A 23,258-nucleotide genomic window follows, 5' to 3' on the forward strand; every position below is an offset into this window, starting at 1 on the left:
GCTGCCGACGGGTGGCAGCCGGGAGGTCAGCCGTCCGCGGACGGCTTCTTGGCGGACCCGGCGGCGCTCTCGGCGGACTCCTTCGACTCGGACTCCGAGTCCGGCCCCGCAGCCGCCTCGGACTGCGCGGCCTGCTCGGCCTGCTCGACCTCGGGGTCCGGGACCTGGGTGAAGTCGACCCGGTTCATGTGCCGGCTCATGGACTTCATCAGGGCCCACACCGCCAGGGCCATCGCCGCGAAGACGATGAAGCCGAGGACGCCGGGGGTGACCTTGTCCTCGTCGACCTCCTTGGCGAAGGAGACGAGGTGCGTCATTGCCAGGCTTGCGCTTGCGCTCATGTCAGGCATTGTCGCGGACGCCCGCGAAGAGGTCGTCCTCGGGGAGGGAGGTATCGGCGAGAGACTTCGCCAACTCGTACTCCTCCGTCGGCCAGACCTCCTTCTGGATGTCCATCGGCACCCGGAACCAGCCCCCGTCCGGATCGATCTGCGTGGCGTGCGCGATCAGCGCCTTGTCGCGGATCTCGTAGAAGTCGGCGCACGGGACATGCGTGGTGAGTGTGCGCTGCTTCATACCGAACTCGTCCCAGCGCTTGAGCCAGTCCCCGTACGGCGACTCCAGGCCCCGGTCCAGCATCGCCTGGTGCAGCGCCTCGGTGCGGGGACGGTTGAAGCCCTGGTTGTAGTACATCTTCAGCGGCTGGTACGCCGGGCCGTACTCGCCCTCCGGGTACTTCTCGGTGTCCGCCGCCCCCTCGAACGCGACCATCGAGATCTTGTGGGTCATGATGTGGTCGGGGTGCGGATAGCCGCCGTTCTCGTCGTAGGTGGTGATCACCTGGGGGCGGAAGGCGCGGATCTTCCGCACCAGCTCCCCGGCCGCCACATCCACGTCCTCCAGGGCGAAGCAGCCCTCCGGCAGCGGCGGCAGCGGGTCGCCCTCGGGCAGCCCCGAGTCGACGAAGCCGAGCCACTCCTGCTTGACCCCGAGGATCTCCCGGGCCTCGTCCATCTCCTTCTTGCGTACCTCGTGGATGTGCTCCTCGATGTACGCGTCCCCCTGGAGCTTCGGATTGAGGATGGAGCCGCGCTCCCCGCCCGTGCAGGTCACGACCAGCACGTCCACCCCCTCGGACACGTACTTCGCCATGGTCGCCGCGCCCTTGCTCGACTCGTCGTCGGGGTGGGCGTGCACGGCCATCAGTCGCAACTGGTCAGTCAAGACTCAATCCTCAGTAAGTCGGCGCCCTCGGTGCGTCGGCGCAATCAGCGGCTTCTATAGTGACCGAACCGGGGGGCGAATAATTCCGGGGCCGGGCCACAGGGCCTCTTCCGGGACCTTCGCCCCGGCCCTGCCTGGAGGACGATCATGAGTACGGCGAGCACGCGACTGCCCGAGGGCCGTTACGGCCGTACCTCGGACGAGCGCGCCGACCGCAAGCTCAAGATCATCGGCAGTGTCCTCGCGGTGGCCCTGCTGGGCCTGGTCGGCTGGTTCGGCTACCACTACGTCGTCAAGAACGAGATCAGCGCCGAAGTGATCAGCTTCGAGGCCGGCAAGGAATCCGTGAAGGTGCATCTGGAGGTCCGCAAGGACGCCGGTGCCTCCGGCTACTGCACCGTGCGCTCACAGGCCGAGGACGGCTCCGTGGTGGGCCGGGCCGAATTGCGCTTCACCGGGGACGACACCGTCATCGACAAGGTCTTCACGCTGCGCACGACGGCGCCCGGGACGACGGCCGAGCTCCAGGGCTGCCAGGCCGACTGAGGCCCCACGGACGTCACCTGCAATACGTAGCGCCTGACCTGCGTTGACGTGATTCTGATGGCTTATGTCCTCCCCCTTCTGTCCCTGAATTGTTAGGCTCGTGGTTTCGCCCATCCGTGAAGGAACATTCTTCTGGGTAGGGCGATGCTTTGTATTCCCAGTACCTACGAGGAGCACCTGTGACCCAGACCAGCGAGAACGTCACCTGGCTGACCCAGGAGGCGTACAACAAGCTCAAGGCTGAGCTTGCGCACCTTACTGGTCCCGCGCGGGCGGAGATCTCCGCGAAGATCGCCGCCGCGCGCGAGGAGGGCGACCTGCGTGAGAACGGCGGGTACCACGCGGCCAAGGAGGAACAGGGCAAGCAGGAACTCCGTGTGCGCCAGCTCACCCAGCTCCTCGAGAGCGCGAAGGTCGGCGAGGCGCCCGCAGCGGACGGTGCGGTGGCGCCGGGCATGGTGGTCACGATCGCGTTCGACGGCGACGAGGACGACACGCTGACGTTCCTGCTCGCCTCACGCGAATACGCGAGCTCCGACATCGAGACGTACTCGCCGCAGTCCCCGCTGGGCTCCGGCGTGATCGGCCACAAGGTCGGCGAGGACGCCGAGTACGAGCTGCCGAACGGCAAGAAGGCCTCGGTGAAGATCATCAAGGCCGATCCGTACGACGGCTGAACCAAACGAGCCTTGACCTGCCCCCGGCGTCGCTGCGGCGCCGGGGGCATTTGTCATGCCGTCGCGGAGCGGTACTTGCGCACCGCCAGCGTCCGGAAGACGACCAGGATGAGGACCGAGTAGATCAGCGAGGCCCAGACGGGGTACTGCATGGGCCAGGCGTCCGACGGCGACTGGCCCGGGTTGGCGAACAGCACGCGGCAGGCCTGGACCGTGGCGCTGAAGGGGTTCCACTCGGCGATGTGGCGCAGCCATGGGGTCATGTGGCTGGTGTCCACGAACGCGTTCGAGATGAACGTGACCGGGAAGAGCCAGATGAGCCCGCTGGACGTGGCCGCCTCGGGGGTCTTGACGGACATGCCGATCAGGGCGCCGATCCAGGTGAACGCGTACCCCAGCAGGAGCAGCAGGCCGAAGGCCCCGAGCACCTTGCCCGCGTTCGTGCTGCCGTCCGACCCGACGCGCCAGCCCACCACGAGGGCGACCACCGCGAGCACCACCAGGGTCAGGGCCGTCTGCACCGAGTCGGCGAGGGTGCGTCCGGTGAGCACCGCGCCGCGTGCCATGGGCAGGGAGCGGAAGCGGTCGATGAGGCCCTTGTGCATGTCGTCGGCGATGCCCGCGCCGGAGCTGGCCGTGGCGAACGTGACGGTCTGCGCGAAGATGCCGGCCATCAGGAAGTTCGTGTAGTCGACGGCGCTGGTGCTGCTGCCGATCTGCATGGAACCGCCGAAGACATAGGTGAACAGCACCACGAACATGATGGGCTGGATCAGCCCATAGATGATCATCTCGGGAATGCGGGACATTCTGATCAGATTGCGTTTCGCAACGACCATCGAGTCCCGGATCGACTGGCCGATCGGGTTCGCGGCCGGTGCGACCCGCACGGTGTCGGTGACGGCGCTCACTTGGCGGCCTCCTTGTCGATCCGCTTGTCGATCCCCTTGTCGATCGCCTTGTCCATCTCTTCGTCGAGCTCCTCGTCCTTGGCCTCGGCCACATGTCCCGTCAGAGAGAGGAAGACGTCGTCGAGGGTCGGCCGGCGCAGGCCGATGTCGTCGATCTCGATGCCGCGGGTGTCCAGTTCGCGGATGACCTCGGCGAGGAGCTTGGCGCCGCCGGTGACGGGTGCGGTCAGCTTGCGCATGTGCTCCTCGACCGTGGTCTCGCCCTTGCCGAAGCCGGCGAGGACCTCGGCGGCGGCCTGGATGTGCTCGCGCTCGTGCACCACGACCTCGACGCGCTCACCGCCGGTGCGGGCCTTGAGCTGGTCGGAGGTCCCCTGGGCAATGACCCGGCCCTGGTCGACCACCGCGATGTCGTGCGCCAGGTGGTCGGCCTCTTCCAGGTACTGGGTGGTCAGCAGCAGCGTCGTACCGCCGGAGACCAGTTGCTTGATGACCTCCCACAGCTGCTGGCGGTTGCGGGGGTCGAGGCCGGTCGTCGGCTCGTCCATGAACATCACGGGCGGCGAGACGACCAGGGCCGCCGCGAGGTCGAGCCGGCGGCGCATGCCTCCGGAGTAGGTCTTGGTGGGCCGGTCGGCGGCGTCCGTGAGGTGGAACTGCTCCAGCAGCTCGACCGCGCGCTCCTTCGCCGCCTTCGTCCTCATCTGGTAGAGCTGGCCGACCATCTGGAGGTTCTCGCGGCCGGTCAGGTATTCGTCGACGGCCGCGAACTGGCCGGACAGGCCGATCGAGCGGCGGACGGCGTCGGGCTGCCTGAGCACGTCGATGCCCGCGACGACCGCCCGTCCGCTGTCGGGTCGCAGCAGGGTGGTCAGGCAGCGGACGGTGGTCGTCTTGCCCGCGCCGTTCGGCCCGAGCAGGCCGAGGACCGTGCCCTCGGGTACATCGAGGTCGACGCCGTCCAGGGCTTTGACGTCACCGAAGGTCTTGACCAGACCTTCGGCATAGATGGCGCCTGGCATATGAGTCTCCACGTCTTCGGGGATCACCGGACAGATATCTGATGCTTCGCACGAACACACCATAACGCGATGTATCGCGTCTCACAATAGGTTTGATCGGTGTCGCGTTCCGTGAGAAGAAGGGATCTTGACCGGCCCCCGGGGACGGGCTCAGCTCATGACCGTGTAGCCCGCCTCGCGGAGCGCCTGGCCGACCTCGGCGCAGTGCGCCGGGCCCTTCGTCTCCAGGTGCAGCTCGACCTCCGCCTCCGTGAGCCCGAGCCGAGGGTCGGTCCGTACATGACTCACATCGAGGACGTTAGCGTCCACCACTGACAACACGCCCAGAAGTGTGGCGAGAGCGCCGGGACGGTCCGTCAGCCGCAGCCGTACGGCCAGGTAGCGGCCCTGCGCGGCCATGCCGTGCCGCAGCACCCGCTCCATCAGCACCGGGTCGACGTTGCCGCCCGACAGCACCGCGACGACCGGCCCCTCGAAGGAGCCGGGCTCGCTCAGCAGCGCCGCGACCGGGCTCGCCCCGGCCGGCTCCACGACCAGCTTGGCCCGCTCCAGGCACAGCAGCAGCGCGGCGGACAGCTCGTCCTCGCTGACCGTGCGCACCTCGTCGACCAGCTCGCCGACCAGTCCGAACGGCACGTCGCCGGGCCGCCCGACCTTGATGCCGTCGGCCATCGTCGCCGGGTTCTCGACGGTCACGGGCCGTCCGGCCGCCAGTGAGGGCGGGTAGGCCGCGGCGCCCTCCGCCTGGACGCCCACGATCCTGAGGTCGGGCCGCAGGGCCTTCACCGCCACCGCGATCCCGGCGGCGAGACCGCCCCCGCCGATGCCGACGACGATCGTGCGCGCTTCGGGGCACTGCTCGAGGATCTCCAGGCCCACCGTGCCCTGGCCCGCGATGATGTCGGGGTGGTCGAAGGGGTGGATGAACACCGCGCCCGTCTCGGCCGCGTACTCCTGCGCGGCGGCCAGCGTCTCGTCGACCACCTGGCCGTGCAGCCGCACCTCGGCCCCGTAGTCCCGGGTGGCGCTGACCTTGGGCAGCGGGGCGCCGTTCGGCATGAACACCGTGGAGCGCACACCGAGCAGCGATGACGCCAGGGCGACACCCTGCGCGTGGTTTCCGGCGCTCGCGGCGACGACACCGGCGGCGCGCTCCTCGGGCAGCAGACCGGCGATCCGGACGTACGCGCCGCGCAGCTTGAACGAACCGGTCCGCTGGAGGTTCTCGCACTTGAGGTGCACCGGCGCGCCGACCATCTGGGAGAGGTGCCTGCTGCCTTCCATCGCGGTCACCCGCGCCACACCCGAGAGCATCTTCTGGGCGCCGCGCACATCGTCGAGGGTGACGGGTCGCAAGGAGTCAGCCGTGCTGTAGCTCATGACACCAGCATCGCAGTTCACAGGCGGGAACGACGGTTGTGACCAACCTCCGAGACCCGCTTTGTGAAGCGCCGGTACGACCCGCCCCCCGGCCGCGTACCCTGTCCCCCAATCAGCCAGCCCTCCACGAAGTGAGCCCCCGGCGATGCCCACAACACCTGAAATGTCGATGGACATGACGACCGTCGGTGACACCGGTCTTCTCGACACGCTGCAGCACGAGGTCGCGCTGTTCGCCCGCCGTGCCGAACAGACCCGTCTCGGCGGAGTCGGACAGGTGCGCAACTCCATGGACCGCGCCGCGTACCTGCTGCTCAACCGTCTCGACAAGGAAGGCCCGATGGGCGTCAAGGCGCTCGCCGCGAGCATGGGGATCGACTCGTCGACCGTCACCCGGCAGGTGGCTCCGCTGGTCGACACCGGCCTGGTCAAGCGCACCTCGCACCCCGAGGACGGACGCGCGGTGGTGCTCCAGCTGTCCCCGCGCGGGCAGGCCCGGCTGGAGGAAGTGCGCTCGTCGCGGCGGCAGTTGATGGCCGAGCTGACCGAGGAGTGGGATCCGGAGGAGCGCGAGGCGTTCTGCACGCTCCTCACGCGCTTCAACAGCGCGCTGTCCGCCCGGATGGCGGTGCCGGGGGTGCCGGGGCCGGAGACGCAGTCGCCGTCCTGAGCGCCGACCGTGCGCGGCTCTTGACCTCGGGGCCGACCCTGGCCTGATATGAGACCGGGTCCTGTCGTACGCGGCCGTCGCGTCCGTACGCGGCCGGGCCCGCATCCTCGGGGTCGCCGGCGGGCGGGAGGCGCGATGCGACAACGGCATGCGTCCCAGGCGACCCTTCGGGCCCGGGAGTTCGAGGCGTTCGTCGCGGGCGCGGCCGGGCGGCTGCTGCATGCCGCCACCCTGCTCACCGCCGAGGCCCCGGACGACAATCCCCGCGCGCGGCGCCTGCTGACCCTGTCCCTGGCACACACGTACGCGTGCTGGGACCGGCTGCGCGGCGAGGATCCCTACGACCGCACCCGGCAGTACCTCGCCACCCGCTTCGCGCGCGGCACCTGGCATCAGTACGGCGGCCTCGGCCGCGCCCGCCCGCACCCCGACAGCCCCCTTGCGCCGCTCACCCCGCAGGAACGGCTGATCCTGGTCCTCAGGCTCTACGAGGGCGTCGCCGAGGAGCAGACGGCGGCCCTGCTCGGCCTGTCCGCGGAGCGCGTACGGGCCATCTGCCACCGGGCGACGTCGACCCTGCTGCACCGACCGCGCGGACCGGCACCGGCGGTGACGGCCGCGAAGGCGGTGCCGTCATGAGCCTTCCGGCGCCCGGGGGCCGCCATGAGCGGCAACGACGGGGAGGCTGCTGTACGGCAGCCGAAGGCGGTGCCGGCGTGAGCCCCTCCGCCGACCGAGGCCGACAACAACGGCAACAACGGCAACAACGGCAACAACCGGGAGGCGACCCGGCGGCACCCAAGGACGGTACCGGCATGAGCCCCTCCGCCGACCGAGGCCGACAACAACGGCAACGACGCGGAGGCTGCCGTACGGCAGCCGAGGACGGTACCGGCATGAGCCCTTTCGGCGACCGGAGACCGTCATGAGAGGGAACGACCGGGAGGCGACCGTGCGGCGGCTGATGGAGCGGGCGCCGCGGCCCGTGCCGCCCGAGATCCACACGGAGGCGGTGCGCCGGGGCGCCCGCATGCTGCGGCGCAGGACGCTGGCCCGCCGGCTGCTGTGGCTGCTGCTGCTCGCGACGGCCGTGGCGTTCACGGTGTGGGCGCTGACGGCGCGCCCGTGGGTGGAGCCGCCGTCGGACACGACTCCACCCCTCACCGGCTGGTGACCCCAGGAGGGCCGGGGCTTTCCTAGCCGAGCGCCTGCTGAAGGTCCTCCACCAGGTCGTCGGCGTTCTCGATGCCGACGGACAGACGCACCAGGTCGGCCGGAACCTCGAGGGCCGAACCGGCGACGGACGCGTGCGTCATGCGGCCGGGGTGCTCGATGAGCGACTCGACGCCGCCCAGGGACTCGCCCAGCGTGAACACCTTGGCGCGGTTGCAGACCTCGACGGCCGCCTCCTCGCCGCCCTCGACACGGAACGAGACCATGCCGCCGAACGACTTCATCTGCTTGGCTGCGACCTCGTGGCCGGGGTGCTCCGGCAGGCCCGGGTACAGCACGCTCGTCACGCGCGCGTGCCGGGTGAGCATGTCGGTGACCTTGACGGCGTTCTCGCTGTGCCGGTCCATACGGACCGAGAGCGTCTTGGTGCCGCGCAGCACCAGCCAGGAGTCGAAGGGCCCGGCGACGGCGCCCATCGCGTTCTGGTGGAAGGCCAGTTCCTCGCCCAGGTCGGCGTCGCTGGTGATCAGCGCGCCGCCGACGACGTCCGAGTGGCCGCCCATGTACTTGGTCAGCGAGTGCACGACGACGTCCGCGCCCAGCGCCAGCGGCTGCTGGAGGTAGGGCGTGGCGAAGGTGTTGTCGACGACGAGGCGGGCGCCCGCCTCCCGGGCGATCTGAGCGACGGCGGCGATGTCGGTGATGCCGAGCAGCGGGTTGGAGGGGGTCTCCACCCACACCACCTTGGTCTTCGGGGTGAGGGCGGCCCGTACGGCCGCCGGGTCGCTCGTGTCGGCGACCGACCACTCCACGCCCCAGCGGGCGACGACCTTGGCGAACAGCCGGAACGTGCCGCCGTAGGCGTCGTTGGGGATGACCACGTGGTCGCCGGGGCTGAGCAGCGTACGCAGCAGGCAGTCCTCGGCCGCCAGCCCGGACGCGAACGCGAGGCCGCGGCGGCCGCCCTCCAGGGCGGCGAGGTTCTCCTCCAGCGCGGTCCTGGTGGGATTGGCGCTGCGGCTGTACTCGTAGCCGCCGCGCAGACCGCCGACGCCGTCCTGCTTGTAGGTCGAGACCTGGTAGATCGGCGGGACGACCGCGCCCGTCAGGGGGTCGGCGGTGTTGCCCGCGTGGATCGCGAGCGTCTCGAAGTGCTGACTGATGTGCCTGTCGCTCATGAGAACCGAGGGTAGTGCGCCGACGCGCGGAGTGCCGGGGTACGAGGCGAAGCGGGCCCGGCGCGGGGTTTTCCACAGGGCCACGGGGGCTGCTCGGCCGCGTTTTCCACAGGTTCACGGAGCAGGTTGGCCAATTGTCGGCGCGGTCTGGTTCGCTTGTCGCATGGAGATTCTCTGGGTCCTGATCGCACTGGTCATGCTGGGCTTCGTGCTGCTCCCCTTCCTGCGGCGCAGGAAGGGTGCGATCGGACTGGTCTCGCCCGACCACCCGGACGCCGCGGACCCGGCGAACTACGGCTTCGTCCGCGAGGAGGAGCTCGACATCCGCATGCCCGGCCCCGACCAGGATCTGCTGGACGTCCTGGACGTGGTGCAGCGCTCGCAGGACTACCACGCGGCGCAGCAGCTCCTCGCGGGCACCGAGACGGAGGGCGAGCGGCGCTGGCAGCGGGTGCAGGCCTTCGCGGGTGCCGCCTCGCTGGAGCTCGCGCGGCGGCCCGGCGGGGTCGGCGAGGCACCGGGCGGGCAGTGGCTGCGGGTGTGGCGGACGGAAGCGCCCAAGGACGCGGGCGGCGCGGCGGTGCAGGCCGAGTTCCTGGTGCAGCAGGCGTGGCGGACGGCGACGCCGGGGACGGACGAGTTCCGGATCATCATGGAGGAGGCCAGGTCGGCGTGCGCCGACGCGGCGCTGCTGTCCCCCGGCGATCCGGTCCCGTACATCGTCGAGCTGTCGGTGGCCCGCGGGCTCGGCTACGAGCGGAAGGACTTCGAGCAGCTCTGGCTGAAGATCCTGGACCGCGACCCGGCGCACATGGGAGCGCATCTGGCCGCGCTGCACTACTGGTGCGAGAAGTGGCACGGCTCGCGTGAGCTGGCGTACTCGTTCGCCGAGGCCGCGGCGGCCCGCGCGCCCCAGGGCTCCCTGCTGGCGGCGATGCCCCTCTTCGCGGTGTTCGAGCACCTCCCCGAGGTGACCCTGGTCAGCAGCTTCTGGCAGTCCGAGGTCGTCACGAAGGCGATGCACGGCGCGCTGCACGCGGTGCACTCGGCGCGCCCCGACGACCCGATGCTGGCGCACGCGCGGCACCTGCTGGTCTTCTTCCTGGTCCGCAGCGAGCGCTGGGCGGAGGCCATGGGCCAGCTGATACACATCGACGGCCATGTCGGCGCCCTGCCGTGGACGCTGTCTCAGGACCCGGCGGCGGAGTTCGCGGTGTACCGGGCGCTGGCGGTGGCGGGCTACGAGGCGAACGGCGGCAGCCCGGCGAGCCTGCCGCACTGAGGCACGGGCTCCGGCCGGAATTCCCCCCGGCCGCCGCACGTTGTAAGGAGCGTCGCCCGGCGCGGCGTCGCCCCGATTGGAGACCGCATGTTCCTGCACAGCCGCAAGCCCCAGCTGCCGTCCCCCGAGCAGGCGCTGCCCGGCCGCCCGGTCCCGGCCTTCACGGTCCCCGACCGCCACACCGTCCTCGGCAACCCGCTGCTCGGCCCCTACCCGGAGGGCCTCGAGGTCGCCGACTTCGGCCTGGGCTGCTTCTGGGGCGCCGAGCGCAAGTTCTGGCAGCTCCCGGCGGGGGTGTGGACGACCCTGGCCGGCTACCAGGGCGGCCAGACCGAGAACCCCACGTACGAGGAGGTCTGCTCGGGCCTGACCGGCCACACGGAGGTCGTGCGCGTGGTCTTCGACCCGACGCTGATCTCGTACGAGCGCCTGCTCAAGACGTTCTGGGAGTCCCACGACCCCACGCAGGGCTTCCGCCAGGGCAACGACGTGGGCACGCAGTACCGCTCGGCGGTCTACACCCACACCCCCGGGCAGGCGGCCACCGCCCAGTCCTCCCGCGACTCGTACCAGAAGGTTCTGGCCTCCTCCGGGTTCGGCGAGATCACCACGGAGATCGCCCCGGCGCAGGGGCGCCCCTTCTATCCGGCCGAGGGCTACCACCAGCAGTACCTGGACAAGAACCCGGCGGGATACTGCGGCATCGGCGGCACGGGCCTGTCCTGCCCGATCGGTGTGGCCAAGGCCGAGGGCTGAACCCCGGCCGCACGGAGCGAGCGAGGAACGGGACCGCTGAATACGCGGGGGCTCCCTGGCAATAGGGTGCCCCCGTGACTGCCCCCTTGAGTTCGACCATGAGTGCGGCGAAAGCCCGTGACGCGCTGCGTCTGTCCGCGCGGGTGTCCGCGGAGCTGCTGCTGGTCTTCGTGATGCTGGCCGTTTCTCTGTGGCTGCTGGGCCGGATGTGGTCGGTGGTGTGGCCGCTCGTCGTCGGGCTGCTGCTGACCACGCTGACCTGGCCCGCTGCCCGCTTCCTGCGTTGTCGCGGGTGGCCGCCCGCGCTCGCCGCCTCGCTCGTGACCGTGCTGTTCCTGCTGGTCGCCGCGGGCGTCGTGGCGCTGATCGCGGTGCCGGTGGCGTCGCAGTCCGGTGAGCTGACCGACGGCGTGGTCGAGGGCATCCAGCGGCTGCGCGAGTGGGCCGCGGGGCCGCCGTTGAACATCGGTGACGCCCAGATCAACAAGGCGTTCGACACGGCGGTCGCCCGCGCCCAGGAGGGCGTCGGCAGCATGGTCGGCACGGTCGTCACCGGCGTCAGCACCGTGGTGAGCGGAGTGGTCACCGCCGTCCTCGCGCTGTTCCTGATGTTCTTCTTCCTCAAGGACGGGCCGAAGTTCCTCCCGTGGCTGTCCCGGCAGCTCCCGGGCCGGTTCGCCGACGACGTCCCGATCGTGTTCGCGCGCGGCTGGGCCACCCTGGGGTCCTTCGTACGGTCCCAGGCGGCCGTCGGGCTGCTCGACGCGGTCCTGATCGGCCTGGGCCTGTGGATCCTGGGCGTGCCGCTGGTGCTCCCGCTGGCGGTGCTGACCTTCGTCTCCGCGTTCGTGCCGATCATCGGCGCCCTGTTCGCCGGTTTCGTCGCGGTCCTGATCGCGCTGGTCTCCAACGGTGTGACGGACGCGCTGATGGTGCTGGCCATCATCGTGGTGGTGCAGCAGCTCGAGGGGAACGTCTTCCAGCCCATGATCCAGAGTCGTGGGCTCGGCCTCCACGCGGCCGTGGTGCTGCTGGCGGTGACGCTGGGCGGCAGTCTGGCCGGCATCGTGGGCAGTCTGCTCGCCGTCCCGATCGCCGCGCTGATCGCGGTGGTGTGGAACTACGTGCGCGAGCAGCTCAGCGACCCTCCGCGGGAACCGGACGGCAGCGACGAGCCGGACACCGCCGCCCCCGTGCCGTCGTAACGGCCCACGGCCCGCTCCCCCCGGTTCCGGACGCGCGAACGGCCCTTCCCAGGTCGCGGGACTCCTCCTCGCTTGCGAATCTGCAGGCGAAAGGAGTCGCGCCACATGCTTCCTGTCACCGCGTCGCCCGTGCGTATCGAGGCGTCTGTCGACGTCCGGCTGTCCCGATGGCTGTGGCTGGTGAAGTGGCTGCTCGCCATCCCGCACTACATCGTGCTGTTCTTCCTGTGGATCGCGTTCGTGGTCGTGACGGTCATCGCGTTCTTCGCCATCCTGTTCACCGCCCGCTATCCCCGGTCCCTCTTCGACTTCAACGTCGGCGTGCTGCGCTGGAACTGGCGGGTCGGTTACTACGCCCACACCGCCCTCGGCACCGACCGGTACCCGCCGTTCACCCTCGCCGACGTGCCCGGCTATCCGGCGCACTTCGACGTCGTCTACCCCGAGCGGCTGTCGCGCGGACTGGTCCTGGTGAAGTGGTGGCTGCTGGCGATCCCGCAGTACATCGTGGTCGCGATGTTCGTCGGGGGCGGCTGGGGCGAGGACAGTTGGCTGGGCGGCGGGCTGATGCCCTGGCTCTCCCTGGTCGCGGTGGTCATCCTCCTGTTCACCGCCCGCTACCCACGGCACCTCTTCGACTTCCTGCTGGGCCTCGCCCGCTGGTGCGCGCGGGTGACCGCCTACGCCGCCCTGATGACCGACCAGTACCCGCCGTTCCGGCTCGACTTGGGCGGCCAGGAATCCCCGTCAAAGAGCCCCTGACCACTCCCCGCAGTTGCTGTTCTACAACCACGCCTACGGCGTCCTGGACCGGGAGACCGCCGACGCCATCGAGCACTCCGCCTATCTGCGCGACTTCGCCCACTTCCAGGTCCTACCTGGAGCTGGGCCGGGAGCGCTAGCTGTCCGACGCCTACCGCGACCACCTGATGCGGGACGTGACCGGCATCCGGCTCGCGGTGACCGCGCGCGACCTCGCCTTCGGCGACCAGGACCGGCCGGCTTCCCGGTAGGGACGGCCCCCGGAAGCCCGCTAGGACACGGCCTGGCCCAGCCGCTCCGCCAGGAACTCCTCCCAGGTCCGCTTCCCCTTCTCCGCGCCCCGCAAGGTGAGGTTCGCCCCGGCCCGGTACGCCCGCCCCGCCTTGCCGGGGATGCGCACCGGCAGCATCGGGCGGCGCCGTCCCCGGAGGCGGAGGTAGGGGCGGGCGAGGTCGGCGAGGCCGTGGACGTGCGGGCCGGTCAGGTCCGGGACGAGGCCGGACGGGGCGCCGAGGGTCAGTTCCACCAGGCGGGCGGCGACTTCGCGGGAGTCGACCGGCTGGAGCCGCAGGCCGCCGGGGACCGGGAACACCGGCAGCTTCGCCATCTTCTCGACCATGGTCAGCGCGAGGTCGTGGAACTGGGCCGCGCGCAGGGTCGTCCACGGGATGCCCGAGTCGGCGACGGCCCGCTCCGACTCCAGCTTCGTCCGCATCCAGGCCAGCGGCACCCGGTCCGCACCGATGACCGAGATGTAGACCAGGTGCCGTACACCGGCCCGGGACGCGGCGCGCACCAGATTGCGGGTCGCCTCGTCGTCGCCCTTGGGGCCGCCCGCCAGGTGCAGCACGGTCCCCGCGCCGTCGAGGGCGGCCTCGACGCCCTCGCCCTTGAGCAGATCGCCGGTGACGTACTCGATGCCGTCCGCGGCGGGGCGGGCGTTCCTGCTGAGGATCCGCACGTCGTGTCCGGCCTCTCGCAGCAGCGGGACGACATGGCCGCCCAGGGTGCCCGTACCGCCGGTGACCAGGATGGATGACGTCATGACCACTCCCCGATGTCGACTTCCGCTTCGCCTTCGCCGGTATGACGGAGGGCGCCGGGGAGATGTGACAGACGCGGGGCGAAGAAAGGAAGATCAGCCGCCGCTGCCGTACGGCCTCGTGATGATCTCCAGCCGGTGGCCGTCGGGGTCGTCGAAGTACGTGCCGCGACCGCCGTCGTTGTGGTTGATCTCGCCGGGACGGCTGTGGAACGGGTCCGCCCAGTACGTCAGGCCGGCCGCCTGGATCCGGCCGAAGATCACATCGAACTCGTCCTCCGAGACGAGGAAGGCGTAGTGCTGCGGCGTGATGGCGCCGGGGCTGTCCATGTAGTCGAGCGTCACGCCGTTGGGGATCTCGACCGGGAGGAACGGGCCGTAGGGCGGGCTCACTTCGAGTCCCAGGAGGTCGGCGAGGAACCGGGCCGAGGCGCGCTTGTCGTGCGCGACGACGATGGTGTGGTTCAGCTGCACGGTCATGGTGGGCCTCCCCTCCCGACCCACCATACTCCGGCACATATTAAGGTAAGCCTCACCTTATTTCATTGATCGGAGTACGTGGTGCGCGCAGTGGGACTGAGGGCCGCCCTGGCCCTGGCCGTCGCCGGAGGGCTGCTGGCCGGTTGCTCGTCGCCGGGCGGCGGCAGCGGGGACGGCAAGCGGGGGGACGACTCGCGCAGCCAGGTCATCGGCGCCGCCGAGGGCTCCGCGGGCCCCTCCGCCGCGCCGAGCGCCCTCGCGAAGGGCATGGGCGCCGACACCGACGAGGACGGGGTCTTCCCGCGCACCGTCAAGCACTTCGAGGGCAGTACGGCGATCAAGGCCCGGCCGCGGAAGATCGCCGTCCTCAGCACCGGGCAGCTCGACGACCTGCTGTCGCTGGGGATCGTCCCGACGGCGACCACCCGCGCCGACAACGCCGGCCTCGTGCCCGGCTACCTGGCCGACGCCTTCCCGCGTCACAAGGAACGGCTGGCCGGCATGACCGACGCGGGCACCCGCTCCGCCCCCAACCTGGAGACCCTGGCCGCCGCCGAGCCGGACCTGATCCTGGCCAACGACTCGCTCGGCGAGCTCTACCCCAAGCTGTCGAAGATCGCGCCGACCGTGATCACCGCCGGCAACGGCATCAACTGGAAGCGCGACCTGCTGCTCGTCGGCGAGGCGGTCGGCAAGGGCCAGGGGGCACAGCGACTGCTCGACGGCATCGCCGCGGACGCCCGTGAGCGGGGGCAGGGCGTGCAGGGCGACCCGGCCGTCTCCATGGTGCGGTTCACGCCCGACCGGACGCGCATGTTCGGCGTCTCCTCCTTCACCGGGTCCCTCGCCGTGGACATGGGGCTGAAGCGGCCGGAGTCCCAGCGGTTCACGGCGATCTCCGAGGACGTCGGGCCGGAGAGCATCGATGCCGCCGACGGTGACTGGATCTTCTACTCGGTGCAGGGCGACCCGGAGAAGACGGAGGCCGGGAGCGTGCTGGCCGGGCCGCTGTGGAAGTCGATGAAGGCCGTCGACGCCGGGCACGCCGTGCAGGTCGACGACGACCCCTGGTACCTCAACGCCGGTCCCACCGCCGCCCGCCTCGTCGTACGGCAGCTCGCCGAGCACCTCGGCAGGTGAGCCGGGGCATCACCCGGCCGACGGTGGCGGTGGCGCTCGCGCTGCTCGTGGTGGCCGTCGCCGGTCTCCTCTCGCTCGCCGTCGGCACCCGGCCGGTGGCGCCGGACCACGTGCTCGACGCGCTGCTGCACGGCGGCGGCTCCCCGGACGCGCTCGTCGTACGGTCCCTGCGGGTGCCGCGGACCGCGGTGGGACTGGCCGCGGGGGCGGCGCTCGGCATCGCGGGTGCCGCGTTGCAGGCGGTCACCCGCAATCCGCTCGCCGACCCGGGGATCCTCGGGCTGAGCCAGGGCGCCGCGGCCGGGGTCGTCGTGGCCATCGCGTCCGGGCTCGCCGCCGGCTTCGGCGGATACGTCTGGTACGCCTTCACCGGCGCGGTCGTGGCCGCGTGCCTGGTGTACGGCATCGCCGCGCGCGGCCGGGGCGGAGCCTCGCCGGTGAAGCTGGCGCTGGCCGGAACGGCCCTGTCGGCGATGACGGCGGGTGCCATGACGGTCGTACTCACGGCCAACTCGGCGACGCTGGACCAGTTCCGGTTCTGGCAGGTCGGGGCGCTCAGCGGCCGGGACGCGGACACGGTCGGCGCGATGCTGCCCTTCCTCGGCGTGGGGCTGCTGGCGGTGCTGGCGTGCGCCCGGGGGCTGGACGCGCTGGCGCTCGGTGACGACGCGGCACGGGCCCTGGGGCATCGGGTCGGGCTGGTGCGGGGTGCGGCGGCCGCGGGGGCGACGCTGCTGACCGCCGCCGCGGTGGCCGCGGCCGGGCCGATCGCGTTCGTGGGTCTGGCCGTGCCGCACCTTGCGCGGCGGCTGGTGTCCGGGGGACATCGGGTCGTGCTGCCGTTGTCCGGACTGCTCGGGGCGGGCTTGCTGGTGGGGGCCGATGTGGCGGGGCGGGTGGTGCGGGCTCCCGCGGAGGTGCCGGCGGGGGTCATGACGGCGGTGGTGGGAGTGCCGGTGCTGGTGGTGCTGGTACGGCGCAGGGGGGCTGTGGCGTGACCGGTACCGTACGACCGCCCGCGGCCGGGCCTGCGCACCCGCGGGTCTCCGTCCTACGGCCGCACCCTCGCGTCTCCCTCCTCCTCCACCGCCGTTCCGCCGCCGTCGCCCTGGGGCTCGTCCTGCTGCTCGGCGTCGTCATGCTCGTCTCCGCCTGTGCCGGGCAGGCGTACGTACCGCCCGGCGAGGTGTGGCACACCCTGCGTACCGGGAGCGGGCCCCACGAGCTCGTCGTGGGCGAGTTGCGGGTGCCCCGGATCGTGCTGGGGGCGCTGGTCGGCGGGGCGCTGGGCGTGGCGGGGGCCCTGGTGCAGGCCGTGACGCGCAATCCGCTGGCCAGTCCGGATGTGATCGGGGTCGGGCACGGGGCCGCCGCGGCGACCGTGTTCGCGCTGGCGACGGGGGCGGTGAGCTCCCCGGGCGCGCTGCCCGCGGTGTCGGTCGCGGGCGGGCTGGCCGCCGCCGCGCTGGTCTATGTGCTGGCCTGGCGGCACGGCATGCAGCCGAGCCGGTTCGTGCTCACCGGCGTCGGGATCGGCGTCGCCTTGGGCGCCGTGGTGCAGCTGTATCTGGCGGACAGCGAGCTGGAGGCCGCCGAGCAGGTCAAGCTGTGGCTGACCGGGAGTCTGAACGGGCGGGGCTGGGAGCAGGCCGGGCCGCTGGCCGTGGTGTGCCTGCTGTGTCTGCCGGGGCTGGTGTGGGCGAGCCGGGCGGTGCGCCCGCTGGGGCTCGGGCCCGAGACCGCGGCCTCGCTCGGCGTACGGGTGGGCCGGGCCCGGCTGGGACTGACGGTGCTGGGTGTGGTGCTCGCGGCGACGGCGACCGGCGCGGCGGGCCCGATCGGCTTTGTCGCGCTGACCGCTCCGCAGCTGGCGAGGCGCCTGACGCGCACGCCTCAGCTGCCGCTGCTCTCCTCGGCTCTGACGGGTGCCGTGATCCTGGTCGGCGCCGATCTGGCGGCCCGTACGCTGCTGCCGCCGCTGGAGATCCCGGTGGGCGCGCTCACCTCGCTGGTGGGCGGGCCGTACCTGCTGTGGCTCCTCGGACGACGCTGAGGGCCCCGGCACACAGCCGGGGCCCTCATGCTCAGACCGTCCGGTCTCAGATCGTCGCCGTGTCGATCACGAACCGGTACCGCACATCGCTGCTCTGCACCCGCTCGTACGCCTCGTTGATCTGGTCACCGCTGATCAGCTCGATCTCGGCACCGAGGCCGTGCTCGGCGCAGAAGTCCAGCATCTCCTGGGTCTCCGGGAGGCCGCCGATCATCGAACCGGCGAGCGACTTGCCGCCGGCGATCACCGAGAAGAGGCTGAGGGAGATCGGCTCCTCGGGGGCGCCGACGTTGGCCAGCGTGCCCTCGGGCTTCAGCAGCCCCAGGTAGGTGTTGAAGTCCAGCGGGGCCGACACCGTGGACACGATCAGGTCGAAGGTGCCGTTCAGCTCCTCGAAGGTCTTCGGGTCGCTGGTGGCGTAGTAGTGGTCCGCGCCGAACCGCAGGCCGTCCTCCTGCTTGCGCAGGGACTGCGACAGCACGGTGACCTCGGCGCCGAGGGCGTGCGCGATCTTCACGCCCATGTGGCCGAGGCCGCCCAGACCGAGGATCGCGACCTTCTTGCCCGGGCCGGCGCCGAAGCGCTTGAGCGGGGAGTAGAGGGTGATGCCGGCGCACAGCAGCGGCGCGGCGACGTCGAGGGAGAGGCCGTCGGGGATGCGGACGACGAAGTTCTCGTCGACGACGACCTTCTGCGAGTAGCCGCCGTAGGTGGGCTCGCCGTCCCTGCCGACGGCGTTGTACGTCTGGATGTTGCCCTCGACGCAGTACTGCTCGCGCCCGGCCTTGCAGTTCTCGCACTCGCGGCAGGAGTCGACCATGCAGCCGACGCCCACGCGGTCGCCGACGGCGAACTTCGTCACGCCCGGGCCGACCTCGGTGACGACACCGGCGATCTCGTGGCCGGGGACCATCGGGAAGATGGCCTCGCCCCAGCCCTCACGGGCCTGGTGGATGTCGGAGTGGCAGATGCCGGCGAACTTGATGTCGATCAGGACATCGAACTCGCGGACCTCACGGCGCTCGATGGTGGTGCGCTCCAGCGGAGCCTTGGGGGCGGGTGCGGCGTACGCGGCGACAGTGGTCATGCCGGGGATCTCCTAGCGGGGGTCGTGTGCCCGGCTGCCTTCTGGATCTTCTGACCGGGCACGCATACCAGCGTGCCGAAAACGCGGGCGTCTACCCAGACCACGGTTTTGCGTACGCACACGGTGCGTACCACTGGCGGGGTCAGGCTCGTGTGCGTACGACCATGAATACTGGACGGCATGGACGAACAGCCCGAACCCGTACAGGAGCCCGCAGTGCAGCCCGGCGGGGGCCTGGACCGGCGTGCCGAGCTCAGTGAGTTCCTGCGCACCCGGCGTGCCCGGCTGAAGCCGGAGGACGTGGGGCTGCCCGACTTCGGGCGGCGGCGCGTGCCCGGGCTGCGCCGCGAGGAGCTGGCGCAGCTGGCCGGGGTCTCCGTGGCCTACTACACACGGCTGGAGCAGGGCAACGGGCGCAACGTCTCGGCGGAGGTGCTGGACGCGATCGCGCGCGCCCTGCGGCTGAGCGACGCCGAGCACGCCCACCTGACGCACCTGGCGAAGCCGAAGCAGCACAAGAAGAAGCCGGTGGCGCGCACCCAGCAGGTGCGGCCGACACTGCGGCATCTGCTGGACTCGATCGACACCGTCCCGGCGTACATCGTGGGGCGGCGCTCGGACGTCCTGGCCTGGAACCGGATGGCCGCGGCCCTCTTCGGCGACTGGGCGGAGCTGCCGGCGCCGGAGCGGAACTGGGCGCGGCTGGTGTTCCTGCGGCCCGAGTACCGCGACCTGTTCGTCGAGTGGGACCAGAAGGCGCAGGACATGGTCGGCTATCTGCGCATGGACGCGGGCTGCCACCCGGACGACCCGCGGCTGTCCGCCCTGGTGGGCGAGCTCTCCGTGAAGAGCGAGGAGTTCCGCCGGCTGTGGGCCGCGCACGACGTCAAGGAGAAGAGCTTCGGCGTCAAGCGGCTGCGGCACCCCCTGGTCGGCGACCTCACCCTGTCCTTCGAGACGTTCCGCCTGGTCGACGACGCCGAGCAGTCCCTGATCACGTACCACGCGGAACCGGACACCTCGTCGGCGCAGGCCCTGCGCCTGCTGGCGAGCTGGGGCGCGGACGCGACGCGGGCGGGGGCCGGGAGCACGGCCCCACCGGCCTGAAGAACACTCGCCGGCACACGAACGGCCCGCCGGAAACCGAGGCTTCCGACGGGCCGTTCGCTAACGGGTACTCACTTGCCGTAGTACGCGTTGTAGATCGAGACCGTCGACTTGTTGCCCTTCTTGTCGGCGATCTTGGCGTGGAAGGAGATGGCCTTCCCCTTCTCCGGGTTCTTGACGCTGACCTTGCCGTCCTTGACCGTGAGCTTCTTCCAGGTCTTGCCGTAGTCGTACGACACGTACACCGACAGCGACTTCAGGTTGCTGCCCTTGGCCGCGCCCTCGACGGTGACCGGGATCTTGACGGTCGTGCCGGCCGGGACCTTGCTGTCCAGGCCCGTGACCGCGTTGAAGCGGGCGGTGGAGGCGGGCAGCTGCTTGAGGTCGGTGGTCTTCTTCGAGCGGAACGTCCAGCTGGCGTCGATGCGGGTGGAGGCCGCCGCGACCTTGACGCTGCGCTTGACCGACGTCGTCAGCTTGTACTCGGCGTCACCGGCCGGGACCTTGAACGCCTCACCGCCGAACAGCGGGTCGTCGTTGCTGCCGACCTTGGTGCCGTTGCGGTACAGGGTCGTGTTCACCGAGGTGAACAGCGAGGAGCCCGGGTTGCCCTGGCTGTCGGCGAACAGCGGCAGCGAGCCGCGGATCTGGTCGCCCTCACGGAACAGGCCGAAGTCGGCGTTGACACGCGGCCCGAAGACGGCGGTGTTGAACGTCTTCGAGTAGCTCTTGCCGCCGGTGAACTTCTGGCCGCCCAGCGAGTAGCCGGCCTCGTGGATCGGGAAGCCGTCGGCGTCGACACCGCCGCTCTGGGCGAAGTCGAGGTCCCACTTCACGCCGCCCAGGGTGGACAGGTGCAGCGTCCGCGTGCCCGGCAGGGCCTGCTCGAAGCCGACCGAGGAGGCGCCGCTGCTCCACGGCAGCCAGCCCACGGCGTTGATCGAGCCCTTCTTGCCGCTCGCTGCGGCACCGAGGCCCGCCTTCACGGTGGCGAGCTCACTCGCCTTGTAGTGCTTGGTGTAGCCGGTGGCGAGCTGCTTGACCGGGCCACCCCCCGTAACGCTGTACTGCTCCTTGCCGCCCTTGCTCCAGTGACCGTCCCACTGCTGGGTCACCGAACCGTCGGTGATCTGCGGGCCGACGTGGGCGCTGCGGAAGCCGTCGTAGGAGTCCAGCCACCAGCCGAAGCCGTAGCTGGAGTCCCCCGCCTCCACCGTGTAGTCGGCCGAGGCGAACTCCGACTTGGCGGCGGCGTCCGGCACGGTGATGTCCACCGGCTTCGCCTTGCGGGCGTCCAGCGTGATCGTCGTGTTCTTGGCGAGGTTCAGCTTGGGCTGGGCCAGCCAGTCGGCGCCCTCGAACTTCTCCGGGTCGTCGCCCGCGTAGAGGTTCGCGTTGAGGACGTAGGTGCCCTTGGGGACACGGGAGGTGACGGTGCCGTCCTCGTCGTACGGCGCGGCCCCCTTGCCCTTGCCCAGGCCGGCTATGCCGGTCAGGTCGGCGTTGTAGTTCTTCGCCGCCTTGCCGTCACGGTCGAGGAACTTCAGCGTGACGTCGTACGACTCGACCTCGCGCTGCACCGCCGCCGCCGTGCGGACGGTCTGGCCGCCGCCGGTCGCCGTCACGTACGAGGAGTACGCGCCGTCGACCGTGCCGCCCAGCTTGGTGTTGACGGTGAACGGGACGGAGGCCTTGCCGCCGGCCGGGACGGTCACCGAGGTCGCGCCGAGCTTGAAGAAGCCGGCCGGGGCGGCCTGGCCCTTGGGGTTGGTGGCGGTCGACGTCAGCTTCAGCGTGACGTCCTTCGTACCGAGGTTGCGGTACGTCAGCTCCTTGGTGACCGGCTTGTCGTCGGTGTGCGGCCACTGCTGGACGCCGAAGCTCACCGAGCCCGGCTCGCCCATCACGGACTGCTTGATGGCCTGGTCGACCTGGATGCGGCCCGAACCCTGCTCGAACGGGGTGTACTTGCCGCCCTTGGTGGAGCCGGTGAGGGCGCCCTTCAGCTCGGCGTGCTTCCACGTCGGGTGCTGCTGCTTGAGGATCGCCGCCGCGCCCGCGACATGCGGGGTCGCCATCGACGTACCGGAGATCGACATGTAGCCGGCCGGGTTCTCGCCGACCTCCTGGGCTATCTGGTTGCCCGGGGCGGAGGCCGCGGTGATGTCCACGCCGGGCGCGGTCACGTCGGGCTTGAGGGCGCCGTCCATGCCGGGGCCGCGGCTGGAGAAGTCGGCCAGCACGTCCTTGTCGTCGACCGCGCCGACGGTCAGGGCCGCGGCGGCGCTGCCCGGGGAGCCGATGGTCTGCTCGCCGAACTCGCCCTCGTTGCCGGCGGCTATGGCGAACAGGATGCCCTTCTCCTCGGACAGCTTGTTCACCGCCGCTTCCAGCGGGTCGATCGCGGGCGTGTCGCCACCGCCCAGGCTCATGTTGACGACGTCGGCGCCCTCGGCGGCGGCCCACTCGATGCCCGCGAGGACCTCGGAGTCGCTGCCGAATCCGCCGTCGTCGAGCACCTTGCCGTTGAGGATCTTCGCGCCGGGCGCGACGCCCTTGTACTTGCCGCCGGACTTCGCGCCGGTGCCCGCCGCGATCGAGGCGACGTGCGTGCCGTGGCCGACCTTGTCGGTCGTGTCGGGCGAGGTGGTGAAGTTCTTGGCGCCGATCACCTGGCCCTTGAGATCGGCGTGGGTGGCGTCGACACCGGTGTCCAGGACGGCGATCTTCACGCCCTTGCCGTCGTAGCCGGCCGACCACGCCTTGGGGGCGCCGATCTGCGCGACGGACTTGTCGAGGCTGGCCTTGCGGACGCCGTCGAGCCAGACGTGCGCGATGCCGGAGGCCGCCTTGTCGCCGTTGGTGACCGCGTCCCACAGGTCGGGCGTGTCCTGCTTGGGCGTCTGCACCGCGTCCGCGTTCACGGACTTCAGCGCGTGGCTCAGCGTGCCCGCGTCGCGGACGTCGGCCTTGGCCGCCGCGGCGCTGCCCTGGTAGCCGACGATGACCTTCAGGCCCTTCTTCTGGGCCTTGCGGGTCGCGGACTTGTTGAGCTCGGTGACGTCGAAGAGGCGCTGGTCGAGCTTGCCGGTGGCGACCAGGCGGGCCGCGTCGGCGGGGATCACGAGGGTGTGGCCGTCGAGCTTGCGGACCTGGACGGGAATGCCCTCGCGTCCCTTGGCCCGCTCCAGACCGACAACGCGCCCCTTGGCGTCCAGGACGACCCGGTCGCCGGTGATCAGCGTGACGCGGTGCTTGGCGGTGAGCGAGGTGGGCTTGGAGGCTGCGGCCGCCTGCTCGCCGTTCGCCGACGCCGGGCTGGTCATACCCGCCGCCAGGGCCACGGCCGCCGCTGTGGCGACCGTGGCCGCGCACGCCTTTTTCACTTGTCTGCGCAAGATTCCCCCTTGCAGAAGAACCAGGTGAATTCCCCGTTCACCCGGCCGGGGGTGGTCTCGTACGCATGGACGTACACCCCCCGGAATACGCAGTATGCCGAGGGGTGATCAGGTGCTCAATAGATGAGAAGCAGGTAAGAGATCCGTCGGCCGACTGTTACACGG

23 protein-coding genes and 1 pseudogene are annotated in these 23,258 nt (G+C 70.8%); 14 read left to right on the forward strand and 10 right to left on the reverse strand.

What is annotated here, in order from left to right:
• Nucleotides 1-26: 26 nt before the first annotated feature.
• Together ACZ6I3_RS21725 and mca are read right to left on the reverse strand one after the other, a co-directional pair.
• Nucleotides 27-350 (reverse strand): hypothetical protein, encoded by a 324-nt coding sequence (locus ACZ6I3_RS21725; protein ID WP_469416573.1) that lies wholly within the window; start codon nucleotides 348-350, stop codon nucleotides 27-29.
• Complete coding sequence (mca, locus tag ACZ6I3_RS21730) at nucleotides 343-1,224, reverse strand: mycothiol conjugate amidase Mca (protein WP_469416575.1); 882 nt, start codon at nucleotides 1,222-1,224, stop codon at nucleotides 343-345. Before mca ends, ACZ6I3_RS21725 begins: the two co-directional genes overlap by 8 nt.
• Before the next feature lie 147 nt (nucleotides 1,225-1,371).
• On the opposite strand from mca, the gene ACZ6I3_RS21735 reads away from it, so the two are divergent.
• Together ACZ6I3_RS21735 and greA are read left to right on the forward strand one after the other, a co-directional pair.
• Nucleotides 1,372-1,770 (forward strand): DUF4307 domain-containing protein, encoded by a 399-nt coding sequence (locus tag ACZ6I3_RS21735; RefSeq protein WP_469416576.1) that lies wholly within the window; start codon nucleotides 1,372-1,374, stop codon nucleotides 1,768-1,770.
• 179 nt (nucleotides 1,771-1,949) lie between these two features.
• Nucleotides 1,950-2,447 (forward strand): transcription elongation factor GreA, encoded by a 498-nt coding sequence (gene greA / locus ACZ6I3_RS21740; protein WP_184591048.1) that lies wholly within the window; start codon nucleotides 1,950-1,952, stop codon nucleotides 2,445-2,447.
• 53 nt (nucleotides 2,448-2,500) lie between these two features.
• On the opposite strand, the gene ACZ6I3_RS21745 is transcribed toward greA, so the two are convergent.
• From ACZ6I3_RS21745 to ilvA, 3 genes are all read right to left on the reverse strand, one after another.
• Nucleotides 2,501-3,358 (reverse strand): ABC transporter permease, encoded by an 858-nt coding sequence (locus ACZ6I3_RS21745; RefSeq protein ID WP_469416578.1) that lies wholly within the window; start codon nucleotides 3,356-3,358, stop codon nucleotides 2,501-2,503.
• The gene (locus tag ACZ6I3_RS21750) at nucleotides 3,355-4,380 is read right to left on the reverse strand and encodes an ATP-binding cassette domain-containing protein (RefSeq protein WP_469416580.1); all 1,026 of its coding nucleotides are present in this window, start codon (nucleotides 4,378-4,380) and stop codon (nucleotides 3,355-3,357) included. The genes ACZ6I3_RS21745 and ACZ6I3_RS21750 overlap by 4 nt, the downstream gene beginning before the upstream one ends.
• Before the next feature lie 150 nt (nucleotides 4,381-4,530).
• Nucleotides 4,531-5,760 carry a threonine ammonia-lyase gene (gene ilvA / locus ACZ6I3_RS21755; protein WP_469416582.1) on the reverse strand — a complete coding sequence of 410 codons (1,230 nt, stop codon included), beginning with the start codon at nucleotides 5,758-5,760 and terminating at the stop codon, nucleotides 4,531-4,533.
• A 163-nt stretch (nucleotides 5,761-5,923) separates the two neighbouring features.
• Here ilvA and ACZ6I3_RS21760 point away from each other — a divergent pair, with 163 nt between their 5' ends.
• The 3 genes from ACZ6I3_RS21760 (at nucleotide 5,924) to ACZ6I3_RS21770 (ending at nucleotide 7,604) form a co-directional block, all read left to right on the forward strand.
• Nucleotides 5,924-6,430 (forward strand): MarR family winged helix-turn-helix transcriptional regulator, encoded by a 507-nt coding sequence (locus tag ACZ6I3_RS21760; protein ID WP_469416583.1) that lies wholly within the window; start codon nucleotides 5,924-5,926, stop codon nucleotides 6,428-6,430.
• Nucleotides 6,431-6,565: 135 nt separating this feature from the next.
• Entirely contained in the window at nucleotides 6,566-7,069 is a 504-nt protein-coding gene (locus ACZ6I3_RS21765; protein WP_469416584.1) for a sigma factor-like helix-turn-helix DNA-binding protein, read from the forward strand.
• A gap of 286 nt (nucleotides 7,070-7,355) precedes the next feature.
• On the forward strand, nucleotides 7,356-7,604 hold the full coding sequence (locus ACZ6I3_RS21770; protein WP_469416586.1) for a hypothetical protein: 249 nt from the start codon (nucleotides 7,356-7,358) through the stop codon (nucleotides 7,602-7,604).
• A gap of 22 nt (nucleotides 7,605-7,626) precedes the next feature.
• Here the strand turns inward: ACZ6I3_RS21770 and ACZ6I3_RS21775 are convergent, their stop codons facing one another.
• Complete coding sequence (locus ACZ6I3_RS21775; RefSeq protein ID WP_469416587.1) at nucleotides 7,627-8,781, reverse strand: cystathionine gamma-synthase; 1,155 nt, start codon at nucleotides 8,779-8,781, stop codon at nucleotides 7,627-7,629.
• A gap of 163 nt (nucleotides 8,782-8,944) precedes the next feature.
• On the opposite strand from ACZ6I3_RS21775, the gene ACZ6I3_RS21780 reads away from it, so the two are divergent.
• The 5 genes and pseudogenes from ACZ6I3_RS21780 to ACZ6I3_RS21800 form a co-directional block, all read left to right on the forward strand.
• Entirely contained in the window at nucleotides 8,945-10,063 is a 1,119-nt protein-coding gene (locus tag ACZ6I3_RS21780; protein ID WP_469416588.1) for a hypothetical protein, read from the forward strand.
• 87 nt (nucleotides 10,064-10,150) lie between these two features.
• Nucleotides 10,151-10,819 carry a peptide-methionine (S)-S-oxide reductase MsrA gene (gene msrA, locus ACZ6I3_RS21785; protein ID WP_469416590.1) on the forward strand — a complete coding sequence of 223 codons (669 nt, stop codon included), beginning with the start codon at nucleotides 10,151-10,153 and terminating at the stop codon, nucleotides 10,817-10,819.
• 98 nt (nucleotides 10,820-10,917) lie between these two features.
• Complete coding sequence (locus tag ACZ6I3_RS21790; protein ID WP_469416591.1) at nucleotides 10,918-12,024, forward strand: AI-2E family transporter; 1,107 nt, start codon at nucleotides 10,918-10,920, stop codon at nucleotides 12,022-12,024.
• A gap of 105 nt (nucleotides 12,025-12,129) precedes the next feature.
• Nucleotides 12,130-12,786 (forward strand): DUF4389 domain-containing protein, encoded by a 657-nt coding sequence (locus ACZ6I3_RS21795; protein WP_469416593.1) that lies wholly within the window; start codon nucleotides 12,130-12,132, stop codon nucleotides 12,784-12,786.
• A 13-nt stretch (nucleotides 12,787-12,799) separates the two neighbouring features.
• A pseudogene (locus tag ACZ6I3_RS21800) lies at nucleotides 12,800-12,856 on the forward strand (hypothetical protein); the annotation flags it as partial.
• Nucleotides 12,857-13,057: 201 nt separating this feature from the next.
• On the opposite strand, the gene ACZ6I3_RS21805 reads toward ACZ6I3_RS21800, so the two are convergent.
• Nucleotides 13,058-13,831, reverse strand: coding sequence for an SDR family oxidoreductase (locus ACZ6I3_RS21805; protein ID WP_469416595.1), 774 nt, complete (start codon nucleotides 13,829-13,831; stop codon nucleotides 13,058-13,060).
• Nucleotides 13,832-13,924: 93 nt separating this feature from the next.
• Nucleotides 13,925-14,308 carry a VOC family protein gene (locus ACZ6I3_RS21810; RefSeq protein ID WP_469416596.1) on the reverse strand — a complete coding sequence of 128 codons (384 nt, stop codon included), beginning with the start codon at nucleotides 14,306-14,308 and terminating at the stop codon, nucleotides 13,925-13,927.
• 81 nt (nucleotides 14,309-14,389) lie between these two features.
• On the opposite strand from ACZ6I3_RS21810, the gene ACZ6I3_RS21815 reads away from it, so the two are divergent.
• The 3 genes from ACZ6I3_RS21815 to ACZ6I3_RS21825 are packed head-to-tail and all read left to right on the forward strand — an operon-like array spanning nucleotide 14,390 to nucleotide 17,501.
• On the forward strand, nucleotides 14,390-15,448 hold the full coding sequence (locus ACZ6I3_RS21815; protein ID WP_469416598.1) for an ABC transporter substrate-binding protein: 1,059 nt from the start codon (nucleotides 14,390-14,392) through the stop codon (nucleotides 15,446-15,448).
• Entirely contained in the window at nucleotides 15,445-16,446 is a 1,002-nt protein-coding gene (locus ACZ6I3_RS21820) for a FecCD family ABC transporter permease (RefSeq protein WP_469416600.1), read from the forward strand. The genes ACZ6I3_RS21815 and ACZ6I3_RS21820 overlap by 4 nt, the downstream gene beginning before the upstream one ends.
• Nucleotides 16,443-17,501, forward strand: coding sequence for a FecCD family ABC transporter permease (locus ACZ6I3_RS21825; protein ID WP_469416602.1), 1,059 nt, complete (start codon nucleotides 16,443-16,445; stop codon nucleotides 17,499-17,501). The genes ACZ6I3_RS21820 and ACZ6I3_RS21825 overlap by 4 nt, the downstream gene beginning before the upstream one ends.
• Nucleotides 17,502-17,547: 46 nt before the next feature.
• Here ACZ6I3_RS21825 and ACZ6I3_RS21830 read toward each other — a convergent pair whose 3' ends face one another.
• Nucleotides 17,548-18,588, reverse strand: a complete 1,041-nt coding sequence (locus ACZ6I3_RS21830) for an NAD(P)-dependent alcohol dehydrogenase (protein WP_469416604.1) — start codon at nucleotides 18,586-18,588, stop codon at nucleotides 17,548-17,550.
• A gap of 180 nt (nucleotides 18,589-18,768) precedes the next feature.
• Between ACZ6I3_RS21830 and ACZ6I3_RS21835 the strand changes: the two genes are divergently transcribed.
• Nucleotides 18,769-19,695: a helix-turn-helix domain-containing protein gene (locus tag ACZ6I3_RS21835; protein WP_469416605.1), complete on the forward strand. Its 927-nt coding sequence runs from the start codon at nucleotides 18,769-18,771 to the stop codon at nucleotides 19,693-19,695.
• A gap of 71 nt (nucleotides 19,696-19,766) precedes the next feature.
• Here the strand turns inward: ACZ6I3_RS21835 and ACZ6I3_RS21840 are convergent, their stop codons facing one another.
• A complete protein-coding gene (locus ACZ6I3_RS21840) occupies nucleotides 19,767-23,081 on the reverse strand; it encodes a S8 family peptidase (RefSeq protein ID WP_469416678.1) in 3,315 nt (1,104 codons plus the stop codon).
• Nucleotides 23,082-23,258: the final 177 nt, after the last annotated feature.

This window comes from Streptomyces sp. NPDC041940, from assembly GCF_055589465.1.